Origin of the sequence: Streptomyces sp. NBC_00670 (genome assembly GCF_036226765.1) — a bacterium.
Lineage (GTDB): Bacteria > Actinomycetota > Actinomycetes > Streptomycetales > Streptomycetaceae > Streptomyces.
In genome coordinates, this window is record NZ_CP109017.1 from 6015723 (window position 1) to 6033470 (window position 17748).

At 74.4% G+C, this 17748-nt stretch carries 12 protein-coding genes; 4 read left to right on the forward strand and 8 right to left on the reverse strand.

Going from position 1 to position 17748, the window contains the following annotated elements:
• Positions 1–182: 182 nt before the first annotated feature.
• Together OIE12_RS26645 and OIE12_RS26650 are read right to left on the reverse strand one after the other, a co-directional pair.
• Positions 183–3032, reverse strand: a complete 2850-nt coding sequence (locus OIE12_RS26645) for a helix-turn-helix transcriptional regulator (RefSeq protein ID WP_329139519.1) — start codon at positions 3030–3032, stop codon at positions 183–185.
• 999 nt (positions 3033–4031) lie between these two features.
• Positions 4032–4874: a helix-turn-helix transcriptional regulator gene (locus OIE12_RS26650; RefSeq protein WP_329139521.1), complete on the reverse strand. Its 843-nt coding sequence runs from the start codon at positions 4872–4874 to the stop codon at positions 4032–4034.
• 136 nt (positions 4875–5010) lie between these two features.
• Between OIE12_RS26650 and OIE12_RS26655 the strand changes: the two genes are divergently transcribed.
• Positions 5011–6696: an AMP-binding protein gene (locus OIE12_RS26655; RefSeq protein ID WP_329139523.1), complete on the forward strand. Its 1686-nt coding sequence runs from the start codon at positions 5011–5013 to the stop codon at positions 6694–6696.
• A complete protein-coding gene (locus tag OIE12_RS26660) occupies positions 6693–8333 on the forward strand; it encodes an AMP-binding protein (RefSeq protein ID WP_329139526.1) in 1641 nt (546 codons plus the stop codon). The genes OIE12_RS26655 and OIE12_RS26660 overlap by 4 nt, the downstream gene beginning before the upstream one ends.
• Positions 8334–8646: 313 nt before the next feature.
• Here OIE12_RS26660 and OIE12_RS26665 read toward each other — a convergent pair whose 3' ends face one another.
• A complete protein-coding gene (locus OIE12_RS26665; protein WP_329139528.1) occupies positions 8647–9525 on the reverse strand; it encodes a helix-turn-helix transcriptional regulator in 879 nt (292 codons plus the stop codon).
• 320 nt (positions 9526–9845) lie between these two features.
• Between OIE12_RS26665 and OIE12_RS26670 the strand changes: the two genes are divergently transcribed.
• Positions 9846–10400, forward strand: a complete 555-nt coding sequence (locus tag OIE12_RS26670) for a hypothetical protein (protein ID WP_329139530.1) — start codon at positions 9846–9848, stop codon at positions 10398–10400.
• Between the two features lie 451 nt (positions 10401–10851).
• On the opposite strand, the gene OIE12_RS26675 is transcribed toward OIE12_RS26670, so the two are convergent.
• The 5 genes from OIE12_RS26675 to OIE12_RS26695 form a co-directional block, all read right to left on the reverse strand.
• Positions 10852–11544 carry a type 1 glutamine amidotransferase domain-containing protein gene (locus OIE12_RS26675; protein ID WP_329139532.1) on the reverse strand — a complete coding sequence of 231 codons (693 nt, stop codon included), beginning with the start codon at positions 11542–11544 and terminating at the stop codon, positions 10852–10854.
• 194 nt (positions 11545–11738) lie between these two features.
• Positions 11739–14018, reverse strand: a complete 2280-nt coding sequence (locus OIE12_RS26680; protein ID WP_329139534.1) for an alpha-N-acetylglucosaminidase — start codon at positions 14016–14018, stop codon at positions 11739–11741.
• A gap of 323 nt (positions 14019–14341) precedes the next feature.
• Positions 14342–15016, reverse strand: coding sequence for a hypothetical protein (locus OIE12_RS26685; protein WP_329139536.1), 675 nt, complete (start codon positions 15014–15016; stop codon positions 14342–14344).
• A gap of 40 nt (positions 15017–15056) precedes the next feature.
• Entirely contained in the window at positions 15057–15656 is a 600-nt protein-coding gene (locus OIE12_RS26690) for a histidine phosphatase family protein (protein ID WP_329139538.1), read from the reverse strand.
• 93 nt (positions 15657–15749) lie between these two features.
• On the reverse strand, positions 15750–16958 hold the full coding sequence (locus OIE12_RS26695; protein ID WP_329139540.1) for a pyridoxal phosphate-dependent aminotransferase: 1209 nt from the start codon (positions 16956–16958) through the stop codon (positions 15750–15752).
• Positions 16959–17045: 87 nt separating this feature from the next.
• Here OIE12_RS26695 and OIE12_RS26700 point away from each other — a divergent pair, with 87 nt between their 5' ends.
• The gene (locus OIE12_RS26700) at positions 17046–17693 is read left to right on the forward strand and encodes a winged helix-turn-helix transcriptional regulator (protein ID WP_329139542.1); all 648 of its coding nucleotides are present in this window, start codon (positions 17046–17048) and stop codon (positions 17691–17693) included.
• Positions 17694–17748 lie beyond the last annotated feature (55 nt).

A 17748-nucleotide genomic window follows, 5' to 3' on the forward strand; every position in this document is an offset into this window, starting at 1 on the left:
CCCAAGGGGGGAACCCCCTACGCCCCGGCCCACAGGGAAAACCCTCGGTGACGGACGTCCAGTCGGTGACGGACGTCTATAGGGGCGCGGGGAACTGCGCAAAACGGAGCGAAGCTCCGTAGGGGGGTCCGGGGGCGCAGCCCCCGGGTTGGGACGGGAAAGGGCGGCGGGGGCGGAAAACGTCACTCCACGCGCCGCGTCGCCGCCAGCCGCACGATGTCCACCCGGGAGCGGATCCCCAGCTTCCGGTACACCCTCGTCAGCGTCGCCTCCACCGTCTTCACACTGATGAACAGCCGCGCCGCGATCTCCCGGTTCGTCGCCCCCTCCATCACCAGCGCCGCCACCTGCCGCTCCGTGGCCGCAAGGCCCCCCAGCGCCGCCGCCCCCGGCGACACCCCCACCCGTGTCGCCGCCGAGCCCCCCGCCCCGTCCACCGGCTCCGCCTCCACCTGCCGCAACCACGGCACCGCCCGGCACCGCCGGAACAACCGCGCCGCCTCCTCGTAGGACGCACCCCCCGGCCGCCGCCCCCGCAGCCCGGCCGGCCCGGCCAGCCCCGCCAGCGCGTACACCGCCCGCGCCTCCTCCAACCCGTACCCGAGCCGCCCCAACCGGTCCCGCGCCGACGTCAGCTGCCGTACCGCCCCGTCGACGTCGCCCCGCGCGGCCCGCACCAGGGCCTCCGCCCGGTCCAGCACCGCCAGCACGCTCTCCCGCCCGAGCGCGGACGCCCGTACGCGCGTGACCTCGACGAGCCGCTGCGCCTCCGCCGGCTCCCCGACCCGCACCAGCGCCTCGGCGAGGTCGCCGTGCCAGCGGCCGCGCGCCGGGTCGGTGACGCCGAGCTGCTCCTCCAGGCCCCGCACCCGCCGCAGCGACCGCACCGCACCCGCCGCGTCCCCGGCCACCAGCTGGGCGTGCCCGAGCGCGCCCAGTGCTCGGGAGAGGTACACCTGGTCACCGTGGTCCTCGGCGCGCGCCACCGCCTCCCGGGCCAGCGCGAGGGCCCGGTCCACGTCACCGCCCGCCGCCTCGGCGAGCGAGGTGAACATCGCCGCCGCGGCCTGGCCGATCCCGGTGTCACGGGCCAGCCGCAGGCTCTCCCGGGCCAGGTCGAGGGCGCGGGCGCAGTGCCCGGAGCGCAGCTCCGTCTCGGCCAGGCCGCGCAGGAAGTGCACCTCGCTCTCGACCATGCCGCGCCGGCGCACCTCGCGCAGCAGCGCGCTGATGGTGGTGCGGGCCTCGGCGAGCCGGTCGCTCATGATCAGCCAGCGGAAGCGGGCCGACCCGGCGCCGTTGTGGTCGCAGGCGACCCGCGGGTCCTGCGGCTCCTTCAGCGCCCGCTTGATGGTGGCGGGGGCGTCCGGGTGGCCCATCAGCGTCTCGGCCTGCGCCTGGAAGGCGAGCGCCATCAGTTCGGTGCGCCGGTCGCCGGCCCGCTCGGCCAGCGCGGCGGCCCGCGCGGCCTCCTGCCGGGCCTCGGCGAAGTCGCCCTCGTAGAGCATGGCCCGCCAGGCGAGCTGGTAGTGGACGAGGGCGAGCAGCCGGGGGTCCTCGCCGGCGTCGGCGAGCGCCTGCGGGTAGGCGGCGTCGACCTCGCCGAGCGCGTGCCCGGCCGACTCGATGACGACGATCCAGGCGCGTACGCGCTCGGCGGGCCCGGTGGCGTCGGCCAGTACCTGGCGGGCGAGGTTGCGGGCGAGGTCGGTCTCGCCGGCGATCAGCGCGTCCTCGGCCGCCTGGAGCCGCCGTGCGGAGGGGCTCGGGTCGGCGTCCGCCGGGGTGTGCCGGGCGGCGAGCAGGCCGAGCCCGGCGGCCACCGAGGGGGCCCCGCGCTCGCGGGCCGCGGCGGCGGCCTCGCCGAGCCGCTCGGCGACGCCGGGGTCGGTGCCGGGGGTGGCCAGGGCCAGGTGCCGGGCGCGTTCGATCGGGTCGGAGGCGGCCGTGGACAGCGCCGCGTGTGCCGAGCGCCGCTCCTGCGGGCCCGCCTCCGCGTACAGGGCCGCCGAGATCAGCGGGTGCGCGAACCGTACGCCGGGGGAGTCCCGGTCGGTCACCAGCAGCCCGAGCGCGGCGGCCTGCGCGATCTCCGCCTCCGCGTTCTCCCGGCCCGCGGCGCGCAGCAGGGCGGGGGTGGGGCGGGCACCGGCGCTGGCGACGAGGAGGGTGCGGCGGGCCTCGGCGGGCAGCGCCTCCAGCCGGTTGAGGACGAGGGCGCGCAGCGAGGTCGGCACGGGCAGGGGTTCGCCGGGGCTCGGCGGGACGGGGCTGTCGGCGAGCGCGCGGCCCAGTTCGAGGGCGAAGAGGGGGTTGCCGCCGGAGGTGCGGTGGATGTCCCGCACGGTGGAGCGGGGCAGCGCGCCGAAGCCGCGGCGGGTGAGGAGTTCGGCGGTCTGCGGGCGGGAGAGCGGGCCGACGCGGACGGCGAGGGTGTCCGGGGGTGTGGCGCGCAGGAAACGGTCGTGCTCGGGGCCCGGGCTGCGGGGGTCGGTCTCGGTGCGGACGGCGCACAGCATCCGGATCGGCATGTCGCCCAGGCGGCGGGCGGCGAAGCCGAGGAGTTCGGTGCTGGCGGGGTCCAGCCACTGGAGGTCGTCGGCGACGATCAGGACGGGGCCGCGGGCGGCGAGTGCGCGGAGGGTGGACAGGACGGCGAGGCGCAGCGCGAGGCCGTCCCGCTCCAGGGTGGACTCGCCGCGGCCGGTGAGCGCGGATTCCAGCGCGGTGCGCTGGGCGGTGGGGAGGTGGTCGGCGACGTCGGCGGCGACCAGGCCGAGGAGGTCGGCGAGGGCGAGGAAGGGGAGGTGGGACTCGGACTCGGTGGCGGAGCAGCGCAGGACGGTGGCCGCGGTGGTGGCGTGCTCGGTGGCGAGGGTGCGCAGGACGGTGGACTTGCCGATGCCGGCGGGGCCGTGGAGGAGGACGCTGCCGCCGCGGGTGAGTTGGTCGCGGGCGGTGGCGGCGAGGTCCTCGCGGGCGACGAGGGGGGTGGGGCGGGTTCTGCCGGGTTCTTTGGACTCGCGTCCCACGGTTCCCGCCTCCTTCTCGTGTCGGCCGGGCCCAATCCTAAGTGCGCCACGAGCGTCCCAGAACGGAGGTTTTCCGCCCCCGCCGCCCCTACCCGCCCCATCCCCCAGGGGCTCCGCCCCTTCAACCCCGGGAGGGGCGACGAGTTGGGAGGCGTGGAGGGACGGGGACGGGCGGGGTCGCGGGTCGGGTGCGGACGGGTGGGGGCTGATCGCGCAGTTCCCCGCGCCCCTGAAAGACCTGGGGTGCCGCCTGGCTTCGAGTGCTGGGTGGGTGGGGTTGTGGGGCGGGTGCGGGCCGGTGGGGGCTGATCGCGCAGTTCCCCGCGCCCCTGAAAGATCGGGGCCGCTCCCTGGCCTTGAGGGCGTGGGCGCGATCAGCTCGGGGGCGCTCCCGTTCGCAGCTCCCGGCCGGCCTCCAAGGGGCGCGGGGCTGTGTCGATGTGCGGCTTCGCCGCGTGGGCGCGATCAGCTCGGGCGTGCTCCCGTTCGCAGCTCCCGGCCGGCCCTCCAAGGGGCGCGGGGCTGTGTCGATGTGCGGCTTCGCCGCGTGGGCGCGATCAGCTCGGGGGCGCTCCCGTTCGCAGCTCCCGGCCGGCCCTCCAAGGGGCGCGGGGCTGTGTCGATGTGCGGCTTCGCCGCGTGGGCGCGATCAGCTCGGGCGTGCTCCCGTTCGCAGCTCCCGGCCGGCCCTCCAAGGGGCGCGGGGCTGTGTCGATGTGCGGCTTCGCCGCGTGGGCGCGATCAGCTCGGGGGCGCTCTCGTTCGCAGCTCCCGGCCGGCCCTCCAAGGGGCGCGGGGCTGTGTCGATGTGCGGCTTCGCCGCGTGGGCGCGATCAGCTCGGGGGCGCTCCCGTTCGCAGCCCCCGGCCGGCCTCCAAGGGGCGCGGGGAACTGCGCGACCGGCCACGACGCACCCGCAGGCGCCGAGCCCACCCGAACCCCCGAGTTCTCAGGCGCCCCGACCCCCGGTCCGCACCAGCCCCCGCCCCGCCCGGAGGGCTACGGGAGGGCGCCGGCGTGCCGCGCGGCGACGACCGCTTCGCCTCGGGTGCGGGCGCCCAGCTTGCGCATGGCCGACCGCAGGTACCCCTTCACCGTCTCCGGGCGGACGCCCAACCGCTCCGCCACCCCCACGTTCGTCGCCCCGACGGCGACCCACGACAGCACGTCCACCTCCCGGGGCGACAGCCCCGGATCCGCCTCGCGGGAACCCCCGGCCAGCCGTCCGCACACCGCGAGCAGCTCCGCCCGCAGCACCGGATCGGCGATGCGCGGCGCCAGCGCACGCAGCGCCCCGTGCGCCTCGCGCACCCGCTCCCAGTCACCCCCGCCCGCCCCGGCCCCGCCGGCGGCCCCCCGCGCCGCCGCCACCAGCCCCGCCGCCTCGTCCCGCACCACCAGCGACTGCTCCACGTCCCGCGCCGCCTCCACCGCCGCCGTCAGCGTCCGGTCGCCCAGCGGCTGGGCCGAGCGCAGCGCCCCGTACAGCACCCCCCGCACCCGCCGCCGTACCACCACCGGCACCGCGAGCACCGACCGCAGCCCCTCCCGGGCCACCGGCGCGTCGTACTCGTGGGTGATGTGCCGGGCCGCCGAGTACTCGGTCACCGCGTACGGCCGGGCCAGCGCCACCACCTTGCCGCCGAGCCCGTTGCCGGAGACCACCGCGAGCGAGCGCAGCGCGGCCGTCGCGGTCCCGCTCAGCTCGCTGATGCGGATCTGCGCGCGCCCGGGCTCCACGAGCCCGCCGAACGCCACCGGCAGCCCCGTCGCCCGCCGCAGCCGCGCCAGCGCACCCCGCACCTCCACCGCATCGGCCGCCTGGACCGCGTCAGCCGCCATACCGTCCGCCCTTCGCCGCGGGCACCCGCCGCCCACCCCCCGTTCGGGGGTGGTGAGACCCGCATCACGGATTAGACGATGGAGGACGGCTGTCCGGCAATGAGTCCGGCAATGAGTCCGGCACCGAGGAGGACACATGACGGCGACCACCGGCACGGGCGCGACCGAGGAGTTCAGGGCCGCGCGGGACTTCCTGCTCGCCCACCGCGAGGACTGGACCACGGCCTACGAGGGCTTCCGCTGGCCCCGTCCGGCGTACTTCAACTGGGCGCTCGACTGGTTCGACGTCATCGCCCGCGGCAACGACCGCACCGCCCTGCACATCGTCGAGGAGGACGGCAGCACCGTACGGCTGTCCTTCGCGGAGCTGTCGGAGCGCTCGGACCGGGTCGCGAACTGGCTGCGCGGACGCGGGGTGCGCGCCGAGGACCGGGTCCTGGTCATGCTGGGCAACCAGGCAGAGCTGTGGGAGACCATGCTCGCCGCGATGAAGCTGCGCGCCGTCGTCATCCCCGCCACCCCCCTCCTCGGCCCCGCCGACCTGCGCGACCGCGTCGAGCGCGGCCGTGTCCGGCACGTCGTCGTAAGGACCTCGGACGCCGAGAAGTTCGCCGACGTGCCCGGCCGCTACACGCGTATCGCGGTCGGCGGCGCCCCCGACGGCTGGCAGCGGTACGAGGACGCCTACGAGGAACCGGCCGGCTTCAGCCCGGACGGGCCCACGCACTCCGACGACCCGCTGATGCTGTACTTCACCTCCGGCACCACCGCCCGCCCCAAGCTGGTCGAGCACACGCACACCTCGTACCCGGTCGGCCACCTCGCCACCATGTACTGGATCGGGCTGAAGCCCGGTGACGTGCATCTGAACATCTCCTCGCCCGGCTGGGCCAAGCACGCCTGGTCCAACCTCTTCGCCCCCTGGAACGCCGAGGCGACCGTCTTCCTGTTCAACTACACCCGCTTCGACGCGGCCCGGCTGATGGCCGAGATGGACAAGGCCGGGGTGACCACGTTCTGCGCCCCGCCCACCGTGTGGCGCATGCTCATCCAGGCCGACCTGAGCCAGCTGCGTACCCGCCCGCGCGAGGTCGTCGCCGCCGGCGAGCCGCTCAACCCCGAGGTGATCGAGCAGGTGCGGCGCGCCTGGGACGTCACCATCCGGGACGGCTTCGGGCAGACCGAGACGGCCGTCCAGGTCTCCAACAGCCCCGGCCAGCGGCTCAAGACCGGCTCGATGGGCCGCCCCAGCCCCGGCTACCGCATCGAACTGCTCGACCCGGTCTCCGGGGCCCCCGGCGCGGACGAGGGCGAGATCGCCATCGACATGTCCGACCACCCCGTCGGCCTGATGACCGGCTACCACGGCGACGCCGACCGCACCGCCGAGGCCATGGCCGGCGGCTACTACCGCACCGGCGACATCGGATCGCGGGACGAGGACGGCTACCTCACCTACATCGGGCGCAGCGACGACGTCTTCAAGGCGAGCGACTACAAGATCAGTCCGTTCGAGCTGGAGAGCGCGCTCCTGGAGCACGAGGCGGTCGCCGAGGCGGCCGTCGTGCCCGCCCCCGACGAGGTGCGGCTCGCGGTGCCGAAGGCGTACGTCGTCCTCGCCGAGGGCTGGCAGCCGGGGCCCGACACCGCCAAGGTGATCTTCGAGCACTCCCGGGAGATCCTCGCCCCGTACAAGCGCATCCGCCGGCTGGAGTTCGGCGCGCTGCCCAAGACCGTGTCCGGCAAGATCCGCCGCATCGAGTTGCGCGAGGCCACGGCCGCCGGCTCGACGGACGAGTACCGCGAGGAGGACTTCCGATGACCGGACACCCGGCCCCGGACGGGCTCTCGTACGCCCACGGCACCAGCACGACACCCCTCCTCGGCGACACCATCGGCGCCAACCTCGACCGCGCGATCGCCGCGTACCCCGACCGCGACGCCCTCGTCGACGTGCCCTCCGGACGCCGCTGGAGCTACGCCGAGTTCGGCGCCGCCGTCGACGAGGTGGCGCGCGGACTGCTCGCCAAGGGCGTCACCACCGGCGACCGGGTCGGCATCTGGGCGGTCAACTGCCCGGAGTGGGTGCTCACCCAGTACGCCACCGCCCGCATCGGCGCCATCATGGTGAACATCAACCCCGCCTACCGCGCCCACGAGTTGGAGTACGTCCTCCAACAGGCCGGGATCACCCTGCTGATCGCCTCGCTCGCGCACAAGGGCAGCGACTACCGATCCCTGGTGGAGGAAGTACGGGGCCGGTGCCCGCAGTTGCGCGAGACGGTGTACATCGGCGACCCGTCCTGGGACGCGCTCACCGCCGGCGCCCCGGCCGTCCCGCACGCCCGGCTCGCGGAGATCGGGGCGGGGCTGAGCTGCGACGACCCCATCAACATCCAGTACACCTCGGGCACCACCGGCTTCCCCAAGGGCGCCACCCTCTCCCACCACAACATCCTCAACAACGGTTACTGGGTGGGCCGTACGGTCGGCTACGGCGAACAGGACCGGATCTGTCTGCCCGTCCCCTTCTACCACTGCTTCGGCATGGTGATGGGCAACCTGGGCGCCACCTCGCACGGCGCCTGCATCGTCGTCCCGGCCCCCTCCTTCGAACCGGCGGCGACCCTGGAGGCCGTCCAGCGCGAGCGCTGCACCTCGCTGTACGGCGTCCCCACCATGTTCATCGCGGAGCTGAACCTCCCCGACTTCGCCTCCTACGACCTCTCCACCCTGCGCACCGGCATCATGGCGGGCTCCCCCTGCCCGGTCGAGGTGATGAAGCGCGTCGTCGCCGAGATGCACATGGAGGAGGTGTCCATCTGCTACGGCATGACGGAGACCTCGCCCGTCTCGCTCCAGACCCGCCGCGACGACGACCTGGAGCACCGCACCGGCACCGTCGGCCGCGTCCTGCCGCACATCGAGGTCAAGGTCGTCGACCCCGCGACCGGGGTGACACAGCCACGCGGCACCTCCGGTGAACTGTGCACCCGCGGCTACAGCGTGATGCTCGGCTACTGGGAGGAGCCCGCGAAGACCGCCGAGGTCGTCGACGCCGGGCGCTGGATGCACACCGGGGACCTCGCGATGATGCGCGAGGACGGGTACGTCGAGATCGTCGGCCGCATCAAGGACATGATCATCCGAGGCGGCGAGAACGTCTACCCGCGCGAGATCGAGGAGTTCCTCTACGCCCACCCGAAGATCGCCGACGTCCAGGTGGTCGGCGTGCCGCACGAGCGGTACGGCGAGGAGGTGCTCGCCTGCGTCATCCCGCGCGACGCCGGCGACCCGCCCACCCTGGAGGAGGTACGCGCCTTCTGCGACGGGCAGTTGGCCCACTACAAGGTGCCCACCCGGCTGAGCGTCCTCGACTCCTTCCCGATGACGGTCTCCGGGAAGGTCCGCAAGGTGGAGCTCCGGGAGCGGTACGCGGATCCGGACGGGCGGGGCTGACGGCCTCCGGCCCTCGGCCCCGGGCACGCCGCAGGGGCGGCCCCCACGACCTGGGCCGCCCCTGCGCCGCACCGCTCACCGCGTGCGTGCGCGGCGACCGGTGGTTCTCCGTGACGCGGATCCGAACACCCCTGCCGGTTCCGCGTGACGTCCACGAGGCCCGCCGCCCCCGTGCCGGCGGGCCTCGTGTGTCGGGGAATGTGCCCGCGCCCGGGGGCGGTTGAAGCGCCGGGCGCGGGGTTCAGAGGTTGATTTGAGGGTTGCGTAGGGCGGGTACGCCACCTGCGGCACGCACGGGGCCGTGGACGCCGGATCACGCCTCGTGACCGCTCTCCGCACTCGTCCCCGTCAGGGTCCAGCTCGCCAGCAGGTCCAGGGCCCGCCGGGACGGCGAGCCCGCCTCGGCGGTGTAGACGAACAGGGTGGTGTCCGGGTCCCCGGGCAGGGTGAGGGTCTCGTACTCGACCGTCAGCTCGCCGACGAGGGGATGGCGGAGCCGCTTGGAGCCATGGGTGCGCTGGTGCACCCGGTGCTGCTCCCACCACCGGTCGAACTCGGCGCTGTGCTCCCGCAACTCCGCCACCAGCTCGGCCGTGGCCCGGTCGCGGGGATCGCGGCCCACCTCCAGACGCAGACTCTCCACGGCCGTGCGCGCCTGGTCCTCCCAGTCGGCGAACAGCGCCCGGGCGTCCTCGTCGAGGAACATCCAGCGCGCGTAGTTCCGTTCCCGGCGCGGCATGCCGTCGAAGTCGGCGAAGAGCGCGCGGGCCATGCGGTTGGCGGCGAGGACGTCGGTGCGCCGGCCCAGGATCAGCACGGGTTCCCCGTCGAGGGCGCCGATCAGCTGGTACAGGCCCGGCCGGACGCGCTGGACCCCGGCAGGACGGCGGCCGCCGGTCGCCGGAGCCGCGCCGATCCCGAAGAGGTCCCGCAGATGGGCCCGGCCGGCACCGTCCAGACCGAGGGCGCGCCCGAGGGCCTCGACCACGGCGGGGGAGGGCGTGATGCGCCTGCCCTGTTCCAGCCGGGCGTAGTAGTCGGTCGACACCCCGGCGAGCAGCGCGACCTCCTCACGGCGCAGGCCCGGCACCCGCCGGACCCGGCCGTCCGGGGGGAGACCGGCGCGCGAGGGGTCGACCTGCGCGCGGGCTCGTCTGAGGAAGTCGGCCAGTTCACGATTGGTCTCAGCCACGCCTCCCAGTCTCGCCGATCCGGGCCGTTCCCGACTGGCCCTGCGCGTCCTAGGCGGCGGCGTCCGCGTCCACGCAGGAGCGACGGTGGAGTGCCCTCTTGTCTGCCCCCGCACGTCTTGTGCCCCGATGGCGGGGGCAACAGAGTGAGTTGCTCATGCCGAGCCATCCGAGGGGGGACGCCTTGCACCAACACGAGCGCATGCGCAGGGAATCGACCAAAGGGGCACCCGCCGGGGCACCGCGGCGGTCCGCTCCGACCGGCCCAACTGGTGACCTGTCGCGGTCGCGGGGAACGGCCGGCCCCCTGGGCCCGTCGGCGGTGACCGTCCTGCAGCGCATGGCGGGCAACGCCGCGACAACGCGTGCGCTGGCGGCCGACCGCGGTCGCACGCCACGTGGCACGGCCCCGACCGTCCAGCGCGCCGGGAACGACAACGCCGGCGGGGGCACAACAGCCGGCGTGGCGGAGGTGGAGAGCGTTGCCGAGGGCGAGGTCAAAAGTGTCGGCCCGGGCGGCACGATCATCTATCCCTCGGTCACAAGCTGCTTGACCATCACCGTCTACCTCCGGAACGGCGGCAAGGTCGGCGGTCATGCCAGTCTGTACAAAGCGCCCGGTGGCATGTACTCGGACCAGATCCTGCGGGAGATAAAGAGACAGGTGGGCGCGGAAAGGGTGGAGAGTATCGACGTCAGTGGTGCCGTCTCGTCGTGGAACCCCGCGTACTTGCAGACTGCCATCGAGAATTCCAGCTCGGTTCCGGCGCAATTGTACGACCCGGACGGTATCCGCAAGGTCGTGTCCAGCCTCTTGGACCGGCAGGCGAAGAAAGTGTTCGTACAGGAGACTCCGGACGGCACGCTGACCAGGTGAGAGGGCGAGAGACTGCTGCCCGGGACTTGTTCGGCATCCCCGCGATGCGTGACGTCTTCGGCGAGACGGCATATCTGGGAACACTCGTCCGCGTCGAGGTGGCCCTCGCACGGGCCCGGGCACGGGTGGGCGTCGTCCCGCCCGACGCCGCGGACGCCATCGCCGCACGCTGCGACCCGCCCGGCTCGACCGCGAGCGGCTGCGCCGGGACTCCGGGGCCGGGTCGGGCCCCGTGCGCGCACTGCCGGCGGGACGCCGTCGCCGCGCTCGGCGAGCACCGGATCCGGAGCCTGACCGACCCGTCCGGCCACCTCGGCAGCGCCGGGGCCATGACCTGGTCCGTGGTCGGACGGGCCCAGGGCCTGTCGTTTGGATCAGCCCCCGACCCGTCCGCGAAACCGCCCGGGGCACTGCGCCCCGGGCGGACCCGCGGACGCGGGCGTGCTCCTTCTCAGCCGAGTGCCTCGATCATGTCCTCGGCCAGGCGGGTGCTGGAGGCCGGGTTCTGGCCGGTGAACAGGTTGCCGTCGCGCACGTTGTGCTGCTGGTAGGCCGGGCCCCCGACGTGCTCGGCGCCCTTCTCCCGCAAAGTGCCGGCGAGCAGCCACGGAGCGCCCTCCGCCGTGCCGAACAGCGCCTCCTCCTCGTCGGTGAAGGCGGTCATCCGGCGTCCCTCGTACAACCACGCGCCGTTCTCGTCCACGGCGCTGAGCAGGCCCGCCGGGCCGTGGCAGACGGCCCCGACGAGGACGCCGGAGGCCTCCGCGGCGGTCAGCAGGCGCCCGAGGGCCGGGTCCTGGTAGAGGTCGACGACCGGGCCGTGACCGCCGGGCAGGACGAGCGCCGCGTAGTCGTGGACGTCGATCTCCTCCAGCTTCAGCAGCGGGCCGAACTCCCGCAGCGCCTTCTCCGCGTGTGCCACATGGCGGGCGCAGTCCGCCCCGGCGATCGCCGGGGCGGCGCTGTGCGCGTCGAGCGGCTGGAGCACCCCGCCCGGGGAGGCGAAGTCGACCGTGTGGCCGGCCTCGACGAACTTCGCGTGCGGCGCGGCCACCTCCTCGGCCCAGTAACCGGTCGGATAGGCCGACCCGTCGTTGCGCGTCCAGACGTCGGCGGCCGACATGATGACGAGGATCCTGCTCATGAGTGGGTCCTTCCCGAGGGGGACTGATGGTGGGACGGTCCGCGGTGGCCTCCGGCGACCGCTCCCCTCCAGCGTGGGGCGGCGATCGGGCCGGCGGACGCCCACCTCGAGCCCTGCGGAACCGCGCCCCGGGGAACCGAGGACTCACAGGGCCGCCACGCGCCGCCGGCCGGCCCCGTTCCCCCGGCGTGCTCTCAGCGCGTTCGGGGCAGCGCCCGCAGCCGGTCGCGGACCTGCGTGGCGATCCGGTGGACGTCTCCCGTCGGCCGGGTGGCCAGGCGGCCCGGGGCGCGGGTCCAGCGGTCCTCCAGGGCGTACCAGTCGACCGCCGCCGGGGCCCGGTCCTCGCGCAGGGCGGTCCGCAGTGCGGCGAAGTACGTCGACCAGCGCAGCCGGTACAGGCCGCCGACCAGCCCCGCCCACTCGCGGTTGGCGTAGTCGTGCAGCCCCGCGTCCGCGCCCTGACGGGTGCCCCAGACCGTCAGCAGGGAGAGGGCGTCGTACTGGAGACGGTCGCGCTCGGCGTCGTCCGCGCCCCAGGAGCGGGCCTCGGCGACCCAACGCCCCAGCAGATGTGCGGAGTCGGTGGCCAGCAGTTTCTCCAGCAGGTCCAGCGCGGACAGCCAGTCCCCGGTCGCCGCGTCGAACGCCTTCGTGTCCCGCGCCTCGTACGCCCGCCGGATCCGGGGCAGCAGGGTCCGGCCGCGGTTGGACAGGCACTGGCGGGCCACGTCCAGGAGGTCCCGCCGGTACGCCGACGAGTCCCGCAGCCCCGGCCGCACCTTCAGCAGTTCGTCGAGGGCGCGCTCGAACTCGTCCGCGTCGTATCGGAGTTGCTTGGGCGACCAGGACGCCGCCCGCCGTGCGGTCAGCGAGGGGCGGGCGCCGAACAGGCCGTCCGCGCCCTCGCTCCAGGAGTCGGCGCGCGTGGTGCCGTACGCGGTGCGGCGCAGCACGTCCCAGGCGGCCTCGGCGTGCGGGTCGTGCGCCCCGTACCGGGACCGCGCCCAGCGCGCGAACCACGCCTTGAGGTCCAGCTCGCCGTCCCGCCAGGGGAGTTCGGAGAACAGGGCGAACGCCGCCGGGTTGTTGTCGGCGGCCTCCGGGAGCAGTGCGATGCCGCGCAGCGCGCTGCCCTCCTTGGTGCGCCAGGCGTCGTACAGGCGGGCCCAGTCGGGGGTGTTGGCGCCGAGCGCGGTGTGGCCGCCGAAGTTCCAGATGGAGCCGAAGGCGTACGGGACGCCGCCCCAGTCGGCCTCCCGGTCGGTGACGGTGGGGCGGCGGTCGGAGAGGCCGTCCAGGACGAGCATCCGGTCCTTGCCGGAACCGTCGGAACCGTCGGAACCGTCGGAACCGCCGGAGGTGACGGCGTCGAGGATCGCGCGCGGCGGGTTGTGCTGCCAGCCGAGGATCACCCAGACCGCGTCCGGCCGGGCCGTGCGCAGCGCCCGCTCGACACCCTTCGCGGCCTCACCGACGGGCACGTCACCGGCGGTGCCGCCCTCGTGCAGCAGATCCATCTTGTACAGGGTGGACGCGCCGAACAGCTCCTCCTGCGTGCGGTAGAAGGCCCCCGCGACGCGGGCGAAGACGTCGGTGCGCGGGTCCAGCCAGTCGGGCCGGTCGAACCCCATCCAGGTGCCCTGCGGCACCGTGCGCGCTCCCGGGGCGCGGTCGGCGAAGCCGGGCGGGACCGTGCCGAAGTAGCCGGGCAGCACCGGCACCATGCCCAGCTCCCGCAGCCGGTCGGCGATGCGCCGGCCGAGCGCGGCCCGGGCGTCGAGGAGACGGCGGGAGACCGGTTCGGGAAATGCGGGGAAGGCCGAGAGGTTCTGCAGCAGCCACCAGGGCTGGTGCGCCGGGCCCGGGAGCCACGCCCGCAGTTCCTCGTCGCCGTACCCGAACCCCTGGAACACCCGGTGGTACAGCGCGTCCGTGCCCACGGTGACCAGGACCTCGTTGTAGCCGTGCAGCGCGAGCACGTCGAGCTCGCGCTCCCAGTACGACCAGTCGTGGTACGGGCCGGTGTAACCGTCGTTGGTGTCATTGAGCGCGAAGCGGTGGGGGACGTCGGCGCGGCGGGTGACCGTGCCGTCGGGGACTCCGGGCAGGGTGCGGGGCAGGTCGAGCTGCTGCCCGGCCCAGTTGACGTCGGCGTCGGCGACATGGCGCAGATACCAGTTGAGCCCGGTGAGCTGGGTCCCGGGCGTGCCCCCGGAGACATGGAGCCGGCCCGCGCCGCCGGACACGGCGAACGTGTCGCGGTCGCCCTCGGTACGGAAGGAGAGCTGCCGCCAGTGGTGGGGGAGCAGCCGCCGGGCGGCGGCGGCCGCGGCCCGCGCGCCGGCGTCGACGGCTCCGGCTCCGCCCATGTCGCCCGAGGAGCCGTCCGCGGTGGCGGGTGCGCAGGCGACGGCGGCCCCCGCGGAGCCTGCGGCCAGAACGGTCAGCAGGGAACGGCGCGCCAGCGGCATGGTGTCTCCCTCGTGCACGGGGCGGGGTCGGATGCGGCACCGGCGAGGGGCGACCCCCGCTCGGCACGTCGCGCCAGACATACCCGCCCGGATGCGCGACGGACGGCACGCCGCCCACTTGGGGGAGAACCCGCGGTGAACTCCTCGCTCCGGCCGCCCCGGCCCCTGCGGGACGGTCACGTCGCGGACAGGGGCGGTGGGCGGGAGCGAGGAAGGCCGCGCGGGAGCCCTGGGCGGCACGGACAACGGCGCCGCCTGCTGCCCGGCCCGCTCCCGGGCCACGCACTTCGCGCGCCCGCGTTCCTTCGCGTACGCCGATGGCGCTACTTCCGGCGCGGTGACGCCAGTACGTACCGCCGGCCGGTGCGCGCCTCGGCGTGCTCGCTCACCTGCCACCCAGCCCGTTCCAGCGTGGCCGCGCAGGCGCGCAGCGCCCCGGGGTCGGGCTCGTGCACGGCGACCGCCTCCGGCTGGGGCGTGGCCCGTACCCGGTAGCCGGGCCCCGCCGGGTCCGGTCCGGCGGGGGCGTGACCGTCGGCCTCCAGGGCGAGCGCGGCCGCCCGCACCAGCTGCGTCCGCTCCCAGCCGCAGGGCCGGCCGGTGTCCCCGTCCGGGTTCGTCATCCGGCGCAGCTCCAGCAGCCCCTGCCAGGCGCTGTGCACCTCGCGTATCCGGCGGGCCGTCGCCTCCGGGGCGTCCTCCCCGCCGACCCGCGCGGCGAACACGTCGGACCCGGTCGCGGCGGGCGCACTGCCGGGTCCCGCCGCGTCCCCGGCCCCGGTGGCACCCCCGGCCCCGATGGCTTCCCCGGCGCCCTCCTCGCGTATGCGGTGGCCCGCCGGGGTCAGGAAGTGGTCGTGCGGCGGGCGCGGGTGGCGGAAGGCCAGGCCGCGCTTGACCAGGGCCTCGTACTGGGCCCGCGTACCCCGCAGCCGCCCCGTCACCGGGTCGGCCGCCTCGATCACCCGCCACTGCGCGGCGGTCGGCGGACGCGTCACACCACGCTCCTTCCCCCGTCGGTGGACCAACGCGGAAAGACTACGAGGAGGGTCTGACATTCCATCCCGCCACCACATGGCGCCGGTGTTCCGTGCTCAGCCGGCTGATCGTCCCCGTGCCGAGCTGGAAGAGCGCGCCGTCCCGCGCGGGCAGGCCCAGGCGCCGGGCGGTCAGGACGCGCAGGAAGTGGCCGTGGGAGAAGACGACGACGCTGCCCTCGGAGTCGGCGAGCGCCGCGTCGATCTTCGCGAGCATCCGCTCCGCCCGCGCCCCGACCTCCTCCGGGCTCTCCCCGGGATGCTCGGGCGGGCCCTCGGTGACGCCGTCCGTGAACAGGAACCAGTCCGGGCGGGTGCGGTGGATCTCGTGCGTCGTGACGCCCTCGTAGCCGCCGTAGTCCCACTCCCGCAGGTCCTCGTCGACCTGCGCGTCCGGCACGCCGGCCAGCAGCGCGGTCTCCCGCGCCCGCTGCAACGGGCTGACGAACGCCGTCGCGATCCGGTGCGAGGCGACCAGCGGGGCCAGCCGTCGTGCCTGTTCGCGGCCGGTGTCGGTCAGCGGGATGTCGCTGGACCCGGTGTGCTTGCCCGAGCGCGACCACTCGGTCTCGCCGTGCCGTACCAGCAGCAGGTCACCCATGTGCGATCCCTCCACCGCGTCTCTTGTCGACGTCTCTTGATCGACTTCGACTCCAGGCTACGCCCGGCCGGAGAAGGACCACCCGTCAGGCCGTCACTGCCGGTACCCGCTCAGGAAGCGGCCGATCCTGCTGATCGCCGCGTCCAGGTCGTCGGCGTGCGGCAGGGTGAGGATGCGGAAGTGGTCGGGGCTCGGCCAGTTGAAGCCGGTGCCCTGGACGACCTGGATCTTCTCGCGCAGCAGCAGGTCCAGGACGAACCTCTCGTCGTCGTGGATCTTGTGCACGGCCGGGTCCAGGCGCGGGAACGCGTACAGCGCGCCCTTCGGTTTGACGCAGGAGACGCCCGGGATCTCGTTCAGCTTCTCCCAGGCCCGGTCGCGCTGCTCGCGCAGCCTGCCGCCGGGCGCGGTCAGCTCGTGGATGGACTGCCGGCCGCCGAGCGCGGCCTGGATGGCGAACTGCGCGGGCGCGTTGGCGCACAGCCGCATGGAGGCCAGCATCGTCAGGCCCTCCAGGTAGTCGCGTGCGTGCTGCCGCGGGCCGGTCACCACCATCCAGCCGGAGCGGAAACCCGCCACGCGGTACGTCTTCGACAACCCGCAGAAGGTGAGGACGACCAGATCGGGGGCGAGGGCGGCGGCCGAGTGGTGGACGGCGTCGTCGTACAGGATCTGGTCGTAGATCTCGTCCGCGAGCACCATCAGTCCGTGCCGGCGGGCGAGGTCGAGGACGCCCTCGACGATCTCCTTCGGGTAGACCGCGCCGGTGGGGTTGTTGGGGTTGATGAGGACGACCGCCTTCGTGCGGTCCGTGATCTTCGACGCCATGTCGGCGAGATCCGGGTTCCAGTCGGACCGCTCGTCGCAGAGGTAGTGCACCGCCGTGCCGCCCGCGAGGGTGGTGACGGCGGTCCACAGCGGGAAGTCCGGGGCGGGAATGAGGATTTCGTCGCCGTCCTCGATCAGCGCCTGCACGGCCATGGAGATCAGTTCGGAGACGCCGTTGCCCAGGAACACGTCGTCGACGCCGACCTCCAGGCCCAGGCCCTGGTAGCGCTGGGCCACCGCGCGGCGGGCGGAGAGGATGCCGCGCGAGTCGGTGTAGCCGTGCGCCTGCGGCAGCATGCGGATCATGTCCTGGAGGATCTCCTCCGGCGCCTCGAAACCGAACGCGGCGGGGTTGCCGGTGTTCAGGCGCAGCACGCTGTGGCCGGCCGCCTCCAGTGCGTCCGCGTGCTCGATCACCGGGCCGCGGATCTCGTAACAGACGTCGCTCAGCTTGCTCGACTGCCGGAACTCCATGCGTGTGCCGCCCCTCCGGAATTGGTGTTGCTTGGTTTTACCAAGTTGCCGCTTGGAAAGTCCAACGTCTTGTCTAGACTGCGTCGCATGTCACCTCGCCGAAGCTACGACCAGTACTGTTCCGCCGCCCGCGCGCTGGACGCCGTGGGGGACCGCTGGACCCTGCTGATCGTCCGTGAACTGCTGGCCGGACCGCGCCGCTACACCGATCTGCACGCGGACCTGCCGGGCGTCAGCACGGACGTACTCGCCTCCCGGCTGAAGGACATGGAGCGCGACGGGCTGACGACGCGTCGCCGGCTGCCGCCGCCGGGAGTGGCGTATGTGTACGAACTGACCGCGCGGGGGCGGGAGTTGCTGCCGGTGCTGCAGGCGTTGGGGGAGTGGGGTGGGCCGTTGCTGGGGGAGCGGCGGGCGACGGACGCGGTGCGGGCGCACTGGTTCGCGTTGCCGTTGGTGCGGGTGCTGGAGGGGGCCGGGGCGGGGGACGGGGTGGTGGAGGTGCGGCTGGAGGAAGGGCGGTTCTTCCTGCGGCTGGGGGCCGCGGGGGACGAGGGGCCGGTGTACGGGGAGGGGGTGGCCGGGGCCGGGGAGCCGGATGCGGTGCTGACGCTGGACGCGTCGACGGTGACGGGGCTGGCCTGCGGCGACCTCGCACTGCGTGCGGCTGTGCGGGAGGGGGTGGTGGGGGTGGAAGGTGACTCCGCGGTGGCGAAGGTGTTGCGGGGGGAGTAGCGGCATGGGTGAGGCCCGCCGGGGTTGTCGCCGCGGCGGGCCTCTTGTTGTGTGC